Below are 14,206 nucleotides of genomic sequence, written 5' to 3'. Positions count from 1 at the left end.
TTATCGTCAGTTTCCTGGAAGGCGACCCGGACCAGCCTATTGTCACGGGCAGAACGTATCACGCTACCAACCCAACGCCCTATGTATTGCCCAACCATAAGACGCGCACATTGCTGCGTACCGATACCCATAAGGGCGCCGGGTTTAACGAACTGCGCTTCGAGGACGAAGCGACCCGCGAGCAGATCTATATCCACGCTCAGAAAGACATGGACGTGGTGATCAACAATATCCATCGTCGGAGCGTCGGCCGGGATCAGCATCTGACGGTGTCTCAGGATCAGTTCCAGCGCGTCGACCGGCACAGCCATCGCACTATCGGGCAGGATGACTTTGAACAGATCGGTCAGGACCATCACCAGTACATCGGTCGTCACTTTGTGCAAAAAGTCGTGCAGTCGTTCAAGCGATTTATCGGCGGCGGTGAGATCACGCGGATCGAAGGCAGCCGCCAGACCACTCTTTCCGGTTCGGAAGAAACCCTGATCGGCGCGCATCAGCATACGGTGGTGAATACTGACAGCTACCTGAAAGCGGCAGATATCGTACTGGAAGCGGGGCAGGCGTTGACGATCAAAGGGCCGGGCGGCTTTATCAAACTGGACGGCGCAGGCGTCACCATTTCCGGCACGATCGTCAAAATTAATGACGGCGGCTCGCCCGGAACCGGCACGTCGCCGGTATCCATTGAACCGGATGCGCCTAACAAGCCCACCTTGCCGGAAGCGCCGGATCGGCGTTAAGGAGAACAAGAGATGCCGAGTGCTGCACGTTTAGGTGATAGCTGTGCCGGACACGGCTGCTTTCCGGCCACGCCGATTATCGAAGGCAGCGGCGATGTCATCATCAACGGCATACCGGCCGCGCGCAAAGGCGACGCGGTGCTGCTGCATGCCTGTCCTTGTCCGAATATGCCACATGGCGTACACAGCCGGGCGATATCCGCTGGCTCCGGCACCGTTATCATCAACGGCAAGCTGGCGGCGCGCGTGGGGGATGCCATTGGCTGCGGCGGCGCGGTGGCGGCGGGCAGCGGAGACGTAATTATTGGCGATACGCCGTACCAGTCTCCGGTCAAGGCCTGCGCGGAACAGTCAGCGCAGCGGCGTTCACCGCTGCTGGCGTTAACGCCGATGCTGGCCCCGGCGCTGATGGAATGGGCGCAGGCGGCGGAACTGCCGGTGTTGGACGAGGCGCTGACGCTGCTACAGCGTCAGGAACGCTATCTGGCGCGAGCCAAACTGGCGGCCGAATCGGCAACGCTGCCGGGGCTGGCGGACGCGGCGAAACGGCTGGAGTTTAATAACGACAATATTCTGCGGGCGGAAGCGGCGCAATATGTTTATTCTGTGGATGAGTTCCGGCGCGGCGTGTTAGCAGCGTTGCCGAAGGCGCCGGTGGGGTTGGAATTGATTGATACCAGCACAATTCCGGGGCTTGAAAATGCCAAATTTATGAGTGAAAAAACGGGCTTTGGTTCCGCATTGTTTAAGTCAGCCGTAAATGATGAAACTATGCTGACTTATCGGGGAACCAATAATGCGGTAACCGGGATAAAAGACTGGTTGACCAATGGCAGCCAGAGTGTAGGTATGGAAACGGCGCAATATAATCAGGCAATGGATTTAGCTACTCAGGTAAAAGATGTTTTATCAGAATCATCTCTTGTGATTGTCGGTCATTCTTTGGGAGGCGGTTTAGCATCGGCAGGGGTTGGGATAAGCGGTTTACCCGGCTATACCTTTAATGCCGCGGGCTTGCATGAGACTACTACTGTACGAGCTGGAGGGGCCGATCTTGCCAGAATTGACTCGCTGATTACCACTCAGGCGGTGGATGGTGAAATTCTAACTATGGTGCAGGGTTATGGTAAGGCGATGGTGCCGGGATTATTGTCCGGCGCCGGAGCGCTGATAGGCGGTTCGGCTGGCGCGGCGATCGGAGGCGTAATAGGCGTGGCGACGCTGCTGGGCGGTGCGTTGCCGAAAGCGGTGGGGACCATGCAGTCGCTGCCCGCCGCTGGTGGTTCACCGTTGGCCCGTCATGGTATGGATCAAGTCATTGCTGGAATTGAAAGCCAGAAAAAGGACGATATCGGTAAAATTACCAGTGTACTCAAGGGGGCATAATGCAATGGTTGGCACGTTTAAAATGGGTAGGGTTAGTTATTCTGGGATGTTTAACCGCCTGTCAAGCCGGAGGACGCAGTATGCAGGCCAGTGAGTTATTTGAGCCGCCGATGGCGGCGCTGTTGCAAAGTATCCGTAATGGTGATGATGCCGCGGCAAGGCACCAATTGTCACAGGGATTAAATCTGAATGTTCAGGGAAAAGAAGGCGTTACCCCGCTGCTGTGGCTGATTTATGAAACGCAGGACAAGAAGGCAGTAAAACTGGCATTAAAGCTAGGGGCCGATCCGAATTATAAGGACGGTTATGGCGATAGTACGGTTAATTCGGTATCGGGTGCGAAAGATCCTGACTGGCTTCGTATAATGCTGGATGCGGGGGGGGATCCCAATGCGATTGGACATCTTGGGCAACCTGCGATATTTAGTGCCATCGGTGAAGAACGGTGGGCGGATATTAAATTGCTGATAGAACGCGGAGCAGATATAAATTTAGAGGATGGTCAAAAAAGAAATAGTGCACTTTACGCGGCTTATATAAATAAGTATGAAATAGTGTATTGGCTGATTGAACAAGGCGCTAAGGCAGACACCTATTCAGCAACTGATGGTAGTCTGGCATGGCGAGTACATGACAGCTTGTCAATTATGTCCCCCCAATCGCCTCAATACCCCTGGGCGTTAAAAGTAAAACAGCTATTACAGCAACGCGGCGTTAATTTTCCACCGTTATCACCCGCAGAGGTAAGAGAGCGCCGGGCAAAGGGAGAGCCGCTTTGAGGCGTTGGGTCAAACTGCTATTGGCCTGCCTGTCGCTGTTAACAGCCTGTCAAGCTGGAGGACGCAGTATGCAGGCCAGTGATTTTTTTGAACCACCGATGGCGGCGCTGCTGGAAACTATCCGCAAGGGTGATGAAAGCGCCGCCCGGCGACAGTTGGTGCAGGGGCTTGATCTGAATATTCATGGCAAAGAGGGAATTACGCCACTGCTATGGCTGGTGATGAAGCAGGATCAGGCGGGGGCGAAACTAGCGTTAAAACTGGGTGCCGATCCTAATTTCACTTCAGGGAATGGCAGTAATGCCGTGAGTATGGTCGCAGGGGCAAAATCGTCGGAGTGGCTGAAAATGATGCTGGATTTTGGCGGTAATCCTAACGCATTGGATCATAATAAAGAACCAGCTTTGTTTAATGCGATAAGTGAAGAACGCTGGGCGGATATTAAACTGCTGGTAGAGCGCGGGGCTGATATTAATCTGGCGGATAAGCAAAAAACAACGGCGACACATTACGCGGCTTACTTAAATAAATATGAAATCGTGTACTGGCTGATTGAGCAAGGTGCGCGTGTAGATACCTATGCCGCGACGGGGGGAAGTCTGGTATGGCGAGTGCATGAGAGTATGTCGATAATGTCTCATAATTCTCCACACTACCCATGGTTACTGAAGGTGAAACAACAGCTACAAGATCGTGGCATAAAATTCCCGCCGCTATCTCCGGCGGAAGTTCGTGAACGCTGGGCGAGGGGCGAACAGATTTGACACGGTGTGATAACCGCTAATTCGTTTATTACTATTGCAGTAATATTAATTTACTGCTTTTAAACATCGATTCAGGAATGAATAAATTAACCTCACTAACCCTGTTTGATATTATTCAGCACGGGACATCACCGCTTTATGCCATTATTGACATAATGTGTTATCCCGCGCTGCCTGAATTCTGGCAAGCGTTTCAGCCTGCTGCCGCGCCGCTGTGCCGGCAATTGCGTTTTGCGCCGGACGCCGGGGAATGGCAACGATGGGCGCCGATGGTTGTAATGGTTGAAGAAGGAAAATCCGGGGAAACGTTGCTGCGCTGGATAGAGGAAACTCAGGCTATGCAACCGCCCGGTATTATTTTATTGCATTCTGCGCTGTCGCTGGATGAAATAACTCGCTACTGGCAACAAAGAATCGCCTGTATTTATCCTGATGGTACAAAAGCGTTATTTCGCAGTTACAATCCCGATCTATTACGATTGTGGTGGGCCACATTAAACGAGACGGAGCAGTCCGTATTTCTTTCCCCACATGACAGCTTATATCTGGCGTTAAAAGAAGATGAGCGTCTGGTTTATTACATGTTCGGTGCGGAGAGTAATTATTCTGTAGGGCAGGGTGATTATTATATTCATCTGAATAGAGAGCAATATTATTTATTGTCGAATGAAAGTCGGCTACATCAGTTGGCTAATCAGCTCTGGCTTTATGCCAGTACGCTATATATTTATCCGCTCGATATTGAAGTAGTGAAAACTAAATTTATCAGCGGAATTGCATTGGCCAGACAGCTATACCCTTACGCCCACGACAATGAATGCGAATCCTGGTCCGCGCACCGTTGGGTGATGGGCAGCGACTTTTATTTGCATCCTCGATTTATCACTTTGCTTGAACGCAACAATCTGGAAAACAGTATCCGGCTATTTAAAGCGCAGCCCCACAGCGTGCAAGAAGTCAGGGAACATTACCATCGTCCCGGCTGGATGCGGGGCGAATTGCCAGACATATCGGAGGTTAGGCCATGAGCGAGTCGAGTTCTTTTCTGTCCCGCACATCGGAAGAAGATGAAAGCGGGTGGCAGGCGCGCATCGCGCAAGGAGGTTGTTTCATGCTTGCCGAGGCAGCGCTGAATGACGCTGTTCCCTGGTTAGCGGAGCGCTGGGGCGGCAGCCTGGAACAAACCCGTCTGTACTGGGGCGAAACCGGGCGTATTCATGCTTCGGTATCGCCTTACTGCATTCCTGTCCACAGCGTTAATTGGTCGCAACTGCGTGAATATCTGCTGGTTCAGGACGGCTGGGGCATTGCGATACAGCTTGAATGGTTTATGCAGGCGTATAGCCCGCTCCAGCAGTTAACGGAATTGATGAAACATCTGCGCGAATGGAGTTGGGTAGCTACCCCGAAAGAGGAAAACGTCATATTACGTATCAGCGACTGGCTGGTGACGTCGAGTCTGTTGGAAGCCAGCGATGCGCGGGAAGCCTGCGCGCTGTTCGGGCCGGTAAAGACGTTTTGCGCTATCGCGCCCTCAGGAAGCGTACAAACGCTGACGCTGACCGAACGCCAGACGCACGACCTGTCCGGCCGCGCGCCGCAGCATCTCAGCCAGCGGCAATGGCAGGCGATTATCGAGCCGTCGGAGCGGGGCGTGCTGAACGAGTATATGGCGCACCTGCGGGCGCATCATATCCGCTGGCGGGAGATCGATGAACCGGCGTTGCTGGATTTTACTCAACGGCAGGTTGAACAGGCGCGACGGCATGGCTTTGACAACGACCGGGATATTGTGCGCTATCTCAGCCTGGCGACGGAAATGGAATCTGATTTCGTGCGCCAGCCTTGGGCCGAAGCCGTGTTTGCCGAGCCGGAGATGATGGGAATGGAGAGCCGCATGGATCGTTTGTATCGGGCGGCACTGGCGCAACTGGACAACGAAAAAGCATAGCGGGAAGCGAACCATGAATCAGGACAAACAGGCCGCGCTGATGACCAGCGAGGAAGCGGCGGCAAAAAATTTCTCCACCGACAACAAAATCTCCGGCGGCTGCTCTGCTTGCGGCTGCGAGGTCATCATCCATTATTACTATGATTCCGGCCGGCCGGTGCCCAACGCGCCGTTCGTGTTGATCGACAGCAACGGCACGGAAATCCACGGCAAGACGGACGCCAACGGCCTGTGCCATATCTTTGATATGGGATGCAACGGCTATGAAGTATTGCTGGATGAGGGGGACGACGAGTTTCAGCCCAGGGAAACAGTGGAGAATAACCCGGTATTGCAGGCCAGTCCGGATTATGCGGTGTTGGCGGGGGAGTATTTCACGCTGTTTTTGCTGTTACACAAACAAGGGTTGCTGGAATATGACGCGGATGACAGTGACGACAACACCGTTGATATCGACAATACGGGTTTTTTGGGGGGTATTTTCAGCGGTATCCCGCCGGAATATCGGCAGGCATATGACCGGTTCTGGGAACTGGATAAAAAAATCAATGCCGGCAGTATCGAACTGAAACGGGCGATCAACAAAATTCATCAGAGTCAGTTGGCGGCAGAGGTGGCGGACAAGAGTGAGGATACGTCCGCCGCCGTGTTGCTGGTCTGTGAAATTGCGCTGGGTTTTATTCCGGTGGTGGGGCAGGCGCTGGATGTGTATGCGATAGGGGAGTGGGGTTGGCGTTCGTATAAAGAACCCGCCAAACTGAACGAGACGCTGCACATTGCCGAGGGGGCGCTGTGTGCCATCGGGGTGATACCGGGGCTGGGGGATGCGCTCAAAGTCAGCGGCCGGGCCATTATCCGGGCGTTGAAAGAGGGATCGCCGGAAGCGATACAGTTCGCTATCAGGGTTATTCGCGGGCTATCCGACGGCAATCTGGTGAAAGGGCTGACCAAATTGCGCGGCGAATTACGCAATTATGGCGCTCAGGCGAAAGCATTGCTGCAAAACCTTATCGCGGCGCTGAAAAAAATGCTGGCAGGCTCACAATCCAAGGGCGGCTGGATGGTCGCGATGATGAAAGACAGCATCGTTGGGATCATTAAAACGCTGGATGATTTGCTGAAGAAATTCGATGCGGCCCTGACGGAGATTGAGTCAAAGATAACTGAATTTATCGGCAAGGTAGTGACGCGAAAATCCGGATCGGCGCATAGCAAGAGCGCGCAGAATAAAACCGAGGACACCAACGCGGGCAGAAGTAAGGATGAAGCCACTGACGCGGATACGAAAGCGAAGGATAGCGCGCAACAGAAAGATGAGCAGCTTTGTACGACGGAAAGCGTATGTAAGAACGACCCGGTGGATGTGGCGACCGGGTATGTGGTGGACTGGCGGACGGACGCGGTTATCGACGGCAGCCTGCCGGTTGCCATAAAGCGCTATTACCGTTCCGGCGGAGAGCGTTATCCCGGATTACTGGGGCGGCTGTGGCGCAGCGAATGGGACATGCGCCTGTCGCTGTCGCAGGGCGTCATTACCCTGCTGGACGGGGAATTTAATCAGGCCATCTTCGCCAGCCCGGAAGAGGGAGAAGACAACCGCTCGCCGTCAAACCCGGTGTGGCGACTGGGGCGGCATCAAGGGCGGCTGGTGCTGCGTCATCGCAATGGTCTGCGCTATGGCTTCGGGCATTCCTGCGGAAAAACGCTTTTTCTGACTTCAATCGAAGATGCTCAGGGCAACCGCGTCTCGCTGCTGTGGGAACGGGGGACGTTGCGCTGGTTGGCGTTGCCGGACGGATGTCTGATTCATGTGGAGACAGAGCGCAAGCGCATTACGTCATTGACCCTGTGTACGGCAGAGCGTCGGCCGGTACGCCAACTGGCAACCTATACCTACGATCGGCAAGGATATCTGACCGGCGTGCGGGCCGGCGACGGCCGAAATTTTGATTACCGTTATTCGCCGGAAGGCTGGCTGCTGCGCTGGTCTGATTTAGCACAGACCTGGGTGGAGCATGACTACGATGAAAAAGGCCGGGCGACCTTATGCCGTGCCGCCGAAGGCTATTGGACAGGGCATTTCAGCTATGACGACGCGTCGCTGACCACGCATTACCACAACGGTTTTGGCGGCGTTACATCCTTTGTGCGCGACGAGCGCAACAACATTCTTTTCCGGCGGGAAGCGGACGGCGGCGAAACGCACTACGAATGGAAAAACAATCAGTTAATCGCCGAGACAGATCCGCTGGGCAACTGTACCGAATACCAGCGCAACGACTGGGGACAGGTCACGGCGGTTACGTTGCCGGACGGTGCGGTGCACCGCTATGAATATGACGATGACGGACAACTGCTGGCCTATACCGATCCGCTGGGCAGCGTCTGGCAGTACCAGCGCAATGCGCAGGGGCAACTGATTGAGGTGAACGATCCGGAAGGGCGCGAGTGGCTGCACAGCTACACGGCGCAGGGCCAACTGGAGACGATCATCGGGCCGGACGGGGTGTTGCAGCGCTACCGGTATAACGCGCGCGGGCTGCTGAGCGGCATCGAGCGCGACCATCTGCCTGTGGTGCGGTTTTTCTACGACGAGCATGACCGCCTGATGGAACGGCATATCGCCCGCGCGCAGGGCGTGCAGGTGCGGCGCTGGGAATACGAAGGGTTGCGGGAAGCGCCGGCGAAGGTGACTTACGAGGACGGCACGGAAACACGCTTCGGCTATGACGTGGAGGGCAACCTGACATCGGTGACGGACGCGCTGGGCCAGCGCTACCGGTTCCACTATGGGGCGTTCGACAATCTGCTGGAAGCAACGGACCCGCTGGGGGCGACGGTGCGCTACCACTACAACGCGGAGGCGGAGTTCGCGGGCGTCACCAACAGCCAGAACCGGGAGTGGCGTTACAAGTTCGATGAGAGCGGACGGCTGAACGAGGAGCGGCATTATGACGGGCGAACGTATCGCTACGGTTACGATGTCGCGGGCAGGCTGACCCGCCGGAAAGCACCGGACGGCAGCGAGCTGTGTTACGAGCATGACGCAACAGGCCGGGTGGTGACGCTGCGCACGCTGGGGGCGGACGGCGCGGAAGAGAGCGTGACGGCGCTGGAATACGACCTGGCGGGGCGACTGACCAAAGCAGTCAACGCGGACGCCAGCGTGGAGTACGCCTACAATCGCGCGGGGCAGGTGGTGTCGGAGCGGGTGAACGGCGAGGAAATCCGCAGCGGCTATGACGAAAGCGGGCGGAGAGCGGTGGTGGAAGGGCTGCTGGCGCCGCTGAATCTGCAATGGGCATCGGGCCGACTGAGCGGGCTGGGTATCGGGCGGCACCAGGCGCTGTCGTTCAGCCACACGGACAGCGGAGATGAAAGCCTGCGCAGCAACGGCGCGGGCTTTGCGCTGCGCCAGGAGTGGGGCGATACCGGGCTGCTGCGGCGTCAGGCGCTGGTCAATGGCGACGGGCGGGTAAACGACGTACTGGAGCGGCGCTACGAGTACGACGCGCTGGACCGTCTAACGGGGATAGCGGACAGCCACTGGGGCGAACAGGCGTTCCGGCTGAACGGCGTGGGGCAGGTGACGGCGGAACGGCGCAGCGGGCGCTGGCGGCAGGGCCGCCTGTTCGGCTACGATAGCGAACAGAACCTGTGCGAGATAGCGAGTATTGCGCCACGGGGAGAACTGCCGCTGAGCGTGAAGGACGCGGTGCCGCAGTCCCTGTCCCGCTATGACGCGGCAGGCCGGGTAACGCAGCGCGGCCATACGACGTACCGCTATGACGACTGTGGCCGGCTGGTGTATAAACGGGAAGAGCGGCCCGGCTTCCGGCCTAAAGAAACCTACTTTGAATGGGATGTGCAGGACCGGTTGGTGCGGGTGCTGTTGCCGCAGGGGGAGCGCTGGCGTTACCGCTATGACGCCTTCGGCCGGCGCATCAGCAAGGTGCGGGAAGGACAACTGCCTTCTGCGCAGGCGGTAGCGCGGGTGGACTACCGCTGGGACGGTGACCAGCTTGCAGGGCAATGCCAGGTGCTGGCGGACGGCACGGCGGCGCGGGAAGTTCAGTGGGTATACGAACCGGGGAGCTTCCGGCCGCTGGCGCAGGTGGAGGCGAAAGGAGAAGCGACCCGACTGCACTATATCGTGACGGACGTGGCGGGCACGGCGCGGGAACTGTGCAGCGAAGCGGGAGACGTTCACTGGCGGGGTGAGCAGGGACTGTGGGACGGGTACCGGGAAGAGCGCATTCCCATTCCCATCAGGCGCTATCTGGGCGACGCGGCGAATGAGGAAGTGTACTGCGAACTGCGCTACCAGGGGCAGATATACGACAGAGAAACGGGGCTTTACTATAACCGGCATCGTTATTATGATGCAGAGGGTATCCAGCAGTATATTTCGCCGGATCCGATTGGGTTGGATGGGGGGATAAGGCCACAATCATACGTTCATAATCCTCTGACTTGGATCGATCCGTTGGGGTTGGCGAAAACACCACCGCTGGGTAGTGAAGCTAATCCATTTGTGACATCTCGTGCTGCTCGTCGTGAAGCAATGCGTCAGGCCAAAATACCGACAAGCCAACAGCCAATAAGTCAGTCTAAGAATGCTTCCGGGTGGGAATATCGGTATGAAGTTCCTAAATCGAAAGGCGGCGGAATGACGCAGGCAACTGTTCAACAACAAACAATGGATGTCAGTCATCCCGATAAACCTCACTGGGAAGCAGGCAAGGTAAAAGTTGATCCAAACACAGGAGAAACACGTATGAATGACTATGGACGACCTAAAATAGAAAATCCGAAAGGCAAGGCTTATTATAAAAAATGTCCACAGAAAAATAAGTAAATTTTAATTGGAGGCGTTATGGCTATAGACCAATACAAACGGGATTTAATTTACCGACGAGGTAATGGGAAGTCCGTTTTAAATGGTTATAAAGAAAAAATCACCTCTTTATTTTTAATTGATGTTGAACAGCTTAGTTTCCTATCTCTTGAAGAAACGGATGATGTTATTTTAAAAAAACCTAAAGAGCGATATGAAGTTAGTAAGGTTCGAGTTTCCCCTGATGATACAAAAAAAATATTGGGTGAAATTATGGAAAGTAAAGGGGAGTATTATGTTTTTATTGATGATGACTGGAAATGCTGTGGGGCTTTCTTGATTGAATCATTGATGTTTTTAAGGGATGATTTTAGGTTCGGTGAAAAAGTAAATAATAATATTTTTTTTATATCTCGTGATTTAAAGAGTTTAATAGATCTTGATTATTCTGAGGATAAGGGAAAATTTTATATTGAAAAAATTACTTTTGAGTTAAGTTAAAACTTAACCGGAAGAGATCTAATGATCCTTCCGGTTTTTTATTATTACGCCAACATAACCTCTTGCTCCGCCCGAATAATCATCTTACCGGGCATGACCGCCTGACGGAACGGCATATCGCCCGTGAACAGGGCGTGCAGGTACGGCGCTGGGAGTATGAGGGCGTGCGGGAAGCGCCGTCGAAGGTGATTTACGAGGACGGCACGGAAACGTGTTTCGGCTATGACGTGGAGGGCAACCTGACGTCGGTGACGGACGCGCTGGGCCAGCGCTACCAGTTCCGTTACGGCGCATTCGACAATCTGGAGGAGGCGACGGACCCGCTGGGCGCGACGGTGCGCTACCACTACAACGCGGAGGCGGAGTTCGCGGGCGTCACCAACAGCCAGAGCCGGGCATGGCGCTACGGGTTCGATGAGAGCGGTCGGCGGGCGATGGTGGAGGGGCTGTTGGCGCCGCTGAATCTGCAATGGGCATCGGGCCGACTGAGCGGGCTGGGTATCGGGCGGCACCAGGCGCTGTCGTTCAGCCACACGGACAGCGGAGATGAAAGCCTGCGGAGCAACGGCGCGGGCTTTGCGCTGCGTCACGAGTGGGGCGATACCGGGCTGCTGCGTCGCCAGGCGCTGGAGGGGGCGGACGGTCGGGTCAATGATGTGCTGGAGCGCCGTTATCAGTACGACGCGCTGGACCGGCTGACGGGTATCAGCGACAGCCACTGGGGCGAACAGGTGTTCAGGCTGAACGGGGTGGGTCAGGTGACGGCGGAGCGTCGGAGCGGGCGCTGGCGGCAGGGTCGGTTGTTCGGCTACGACAGCGAACAGAACCTGTGCGAGATAGCGGGCATAGCGCCGCAGGGTGAACTGCCGTTGAGCGTGAAGGGCGCGGTGGTGCAGTCGCTGTCCCGCCATGACGCGGCGGGGCGGGTGACACGGCGCGGGCACATGGCCTACCGCTATGACGACTGTGGCCGCCTGGTGTATAAACGGGAAGAGCGGCCCGGGTTCCGGCCAGGGGAGACGTATTTTGAGTGGGATGCGCAGGACCGGCTGATTCGGGTACTGTTGCCGCAGGGTGAACGCTGGCGCTACCGCTATGACGCGTTCGGTCGCCGCATCAGCAAGGCGCGTGATGGACAGTTGTCCACGTCCCGGACGGTGGCGCGGGTGGAGTATCGCTGGGATGGCGACCAACTGGCGGGGCAGCGGCACTATCTGGCGGACGGTACGGCGGCGCGGGAAGTGCAGTGGGTGTATGAGCCTGGGAGCTTCCGGCCGCTGGCGCAGGTGGAGGCGAAAGGAGAGGCGACGCAACTGCACTATATCGTGACGGACGTGGCGGGTACGGCGCGGGAGCTTTGCAGCGAAGAGGGAGAAATCCACTGGCGGGGCGAGCAGGGACTGTGGGACGGATATCGGGAGGAGAAAACCCCCATCCCGGTGAGGGGCTATCTGGGCGATGCGGCGAATGAGGAAGTGTATTGCGAGCTGCGCTATCAGGGTCAGATATATGACAGGGAAACGGGGCTTTACTATAACCGGCATCGTTATTATGATGCAGAGGGTATCCAGCAGTATATTTCGCCGGACCCGATTGGGTTGGATGGGGGCATCCGACCTCAGGGATATGTGCATAATCCGCTGGAGTGGGTGGACCCGCTGGGGTTGGTTGGGTGTCCACAGGATGATGAACCGAACTGGACTCCTCATGGACATAAACATGTCGCGCCTAAGAACTCTTCATGGAAAGACACAATAAAATCTACGAAATCGGGACCTGCTAAATATAAACCAGGTACTGATATTGAATCGCTAGAACGCTCTGTGTATAAAAATGGCCAGCCAGTGACAAATGGGAAGTCATGGAAAGTTCAGGATATGGGGGAAGTAATTGGTGCTAGTGAAGGTAAGGCTAGCCAGTGGATAAGAGTTGAAGAAAGCGGTGGAACAATTCACGGGCATCCAATTTCACAGCGAGAATATCAAAGGCTAATCAAATGATTGATATGGATTTTTCAGTTAAAGGTGGCAATGTGACGTTTGATGATTTTCCTATTAGGGAAGGAGAGCCATTAGGGATTTATATCGATGAATTGAAAGAGGATATGCTTCAGGTTGAATTCCCGAAAGGATATATACTAGATGTTGGATGGCGACCTTCTTTTGAAATTGATGGCAAATTCTATGCGGTTTTAATTAAAGATTATGATTGGGAAAACCCCATATATTCTGAATCAGCATGTAACTTGAAAGAATTAAAAAATAAAATCAATGAAGCGTTGAGAATAATATAAAAATAGCCGGAAGCGATCACGCGATCCTTCCGGCTTTTTACTTTATTAGCGGTCAGGTCAGTTGCTACAAATTAATCTGCGTCTCAATAATAATCCTGCCCCGCTCTACCGTGACGGTGACGGGCATCCCGGTCATAAAGTCACACTCTTCGAGCCAGCGGGCTTTAAGGTTGATGGCGGAGGGCGGGTTGGGCCTGCCAGAATAAAAATATAGCTTTTATCACGTTGTTGTTATTTATAAAAAGGAGTTTGTTATGAAAAAATATATTAAGTTTTTAGTGGTTCCGTTCATGTTGAATATGCCATTGGCTGCAATGGGGGAAGATCCGCAATGGCTTGAGGGGGTGTTTGTTAATCAGGATAAAGGCTCCCTGAACAAAAGCCTGACGTTTTGCCCGGCAGGACAGGCGCTTTATGATTTTGTGAATGCGGCTTATGTTGTGGAAGGAAAAGATGATAATCGCATTATCACACTGTATTCCAATGGCGCTTTCAATATTAAGGTGTCTGATAACGGTAATGAATTATTGCCGAACGACGAGTTCACCAAGGAGTGGTTGACGAAAAAAAGTTTAAAACGTGACCCGAACCAAAAATATGAATGTAAACCTCGTATCTGATTATTTTAAAGATAAGTATTATTAAGTAAATAAAAGGCCGGAAGCGATCATACTATCCTTCCGGTTTTTTATTTTATGTTCAGGTCAGTCGCTATAAATTAATCTGCGTCTCAATAATAATCCTCCCCCGCTCCACCGTAACGGTCACGGGCATCCCGGTCATAAAGCCACATTCTTCGAGCCAGCGGCCTTTAAGGTTGATGGCGGAGGGCGGGTTGGGCCTGCCGTTATGCGGGGCGTATCCCACCGTGTAGTAACGTTCTGTTTTGGTTGCTTTATTTACTGCGTCGTCTGACTTAGAATGCGTGTCAGCCATAGTCAACTCCTTCCAG

At 54.5% G+C, this 14,206-nt stretch carries 11 protein-coding genes and 2 pseudogenes; 11 read left to right on the top strand and 2 right to left on the bottom strand.

Going from position 1 to position 14,206, the window contains the following annotated elements; translation table 11 throughout:
• The 10 genes and pseudogenes from DDT52_RS18400 to DDT52_RS18355 all read left to right on the top strand — a co-directional run.
• Positions 1–743, top strand: a 743-nt coding sequence (locus DDT52_RS18400; RefSeq protein WP_425591564.1) for a bacteriophage T4 gp5 trimerisation domain-containing protein, incomplete at its 5' end; no start/stop codon positions are given.
• A gap of 12 nt (positions 744–755) precedes the next feature.
• Positions 756–2,129: a Tle-like phospholipase domain-containing protein gene (locus DDT52_RS18395; RefSeq protein WP_136157642.1), complete on the top strand. Its 1,374-nt coding sequence runs from the start codon at positions 756–758 to the stop codon at positions 2,127–2,129.
• Positions 2,129–2,908: an ankyrin repeat domain-containing protein gene (locus DDT52_RS18390; RefSeq protein ID WP_136157641.1), complete on the top strand. Its 780-nt coding sequence runs from the start codon at positions 2,129–2,131 to the stop codon at positions 2,906–2,908. Before DDT52_RS18395 ends, DDT52_RS18390 begins: the two co-directional genes overlap by 1 nt.
• 68 nt (positions 2,909–2,976) lie before the next feature.
• A complete protein-coding gene (locus tag DDT52_RS18385) occupies positions 2,977–3,672 on the top strand; it encodes an ankyrin repeat domain-containing protein (RefSeq protein ID WP_136157646.1) in 696 nt (231 codons plus the stop codon).
• A 77-nt stretch (positions 3,673–3,749) separates the two neighbouring features.
• Complete coding sequence (locus DDT52_RS18380) at positions 3,750–4,700, top strand: DUF4123 domain-containing protein (RefSeq protein WP_136157640.1); 951 nt, start codon at positions 3,750–3,752, stop codon at positions 4,698–4,700.
• Positions 4,697–5,623, top strand: a complete 927-nt coding sequence (locus DDT52_RS18375) for a DUF4123 domain-containing protein (protein ID WP_136157639.1) — start codon at positions 4,697–4,699, stop codon at positions 5,621–5,623. The genes DDT52_RS18380 and DDT52_RS18375 overlap by 4 nt, the downstream gene beginning before the upstream one ends.
• 13 nt (positions 5,624–5,636) lie before the next feature.
• Positions 5,637–10,481, top strand: a complete 4,845-nt coding sequence (locus DDT52_RS18370) for an RHS repeat-associated core domain-containing protein (protein WP_247595589.1) — start codon at positions 5,637–5,639, stop codon at positions 10,479–10,481.
• A gap of 18 nt (positions 10,482–10,499) precedes the next feature.
• Positions 10,500–10,961 (top strand): hypothetical protein, encoded by a 462-nt coding sequence (locus DDT52_RS18365; protein ID WP_136157638.1) that lies wholly within the window; start codon positions 10,500–10,502, stop codon positions 10,959–10,961.
• 92 nt (positions 10,962–11,053) lie between these two features.
• Positions 11,054–12,961, top strand: a pseudogene (locus DDT52_RS18360) (RHS repeat-associated core domain-containing protein); the annotation flags it as partial.
• On the top strand, positions 12,958–13,254 hold the full coding sequence (locus DDT52_RS18355) for a hypothetical protein (RefSeq protein ID WP_136157637.1): 297 nt from the start codon (positions 12,958–12,960) through the stop codon (positions 13,252–13,254). The pseudogene DDT52_RS18360 and the gene DDT52_RS18355, both read left to right, overlap by 4 nt.
• 64 nt (positions 13,255–13,318) lie before the next feature.
• On the opposite strand, the pseudogene DDT52_RS18350 reads toward DDT52_RS18355, so the two are convergent.
• Positions 13,319–13,453: pseudogene (locus tag DDT52_RS18350) on the bottom strand (SymE family type I addiction module toxin); the annotation flags it as partial.
• A 55-nt stretch (positions 13,454–13,508) separates the two neighbouring features.
• Here DDT52_RS18350 and DDT52_RS18345 point away from each other — a divergent pair.
• On the top strand, positions 13,509–13,874 hold the full coding sequence (locus DDT52_RS18345) for a hypothetical protein (protein WP_136157636.1): 366 nt from the start codon (positions 13,509–13,511) through the stop codon (positions 13,872–13,874).
• Between the two features lie 91 nt (positions 13,875–13,965).
• On the opposite strand, the gene DDT52_RS18340 is transcribed toward DDT52_RS18345, so the two are convergent.
• Positions 13,966–14,190, bottom strand: a complete 225-nt coding sequence (locus DDT52_RS18340) for a SymE family type I addiction module toxin (RefSeq protein WP_136157635.1) — start codon at positions 14,188–14,190, stop codon at positions 13,966–13,968.
• Positions 14,191–14,206 lie beyond the last annotated feature (16 nt).

Source organism: Brenneria roseae subsp. roseae (assembly GCF_003115845.1).
Classification (GTDB): Bacteria; Pseudomonadota; Gammaproteobacteria; order Enterobacterales; family Enterobacteriaceae; genus Brenneria; species Brenneria roseae.
Note: the sequence above shows the minus strand (reverse complement) of the source record. Positions and strands in the feature narration are given on the sequence as shown.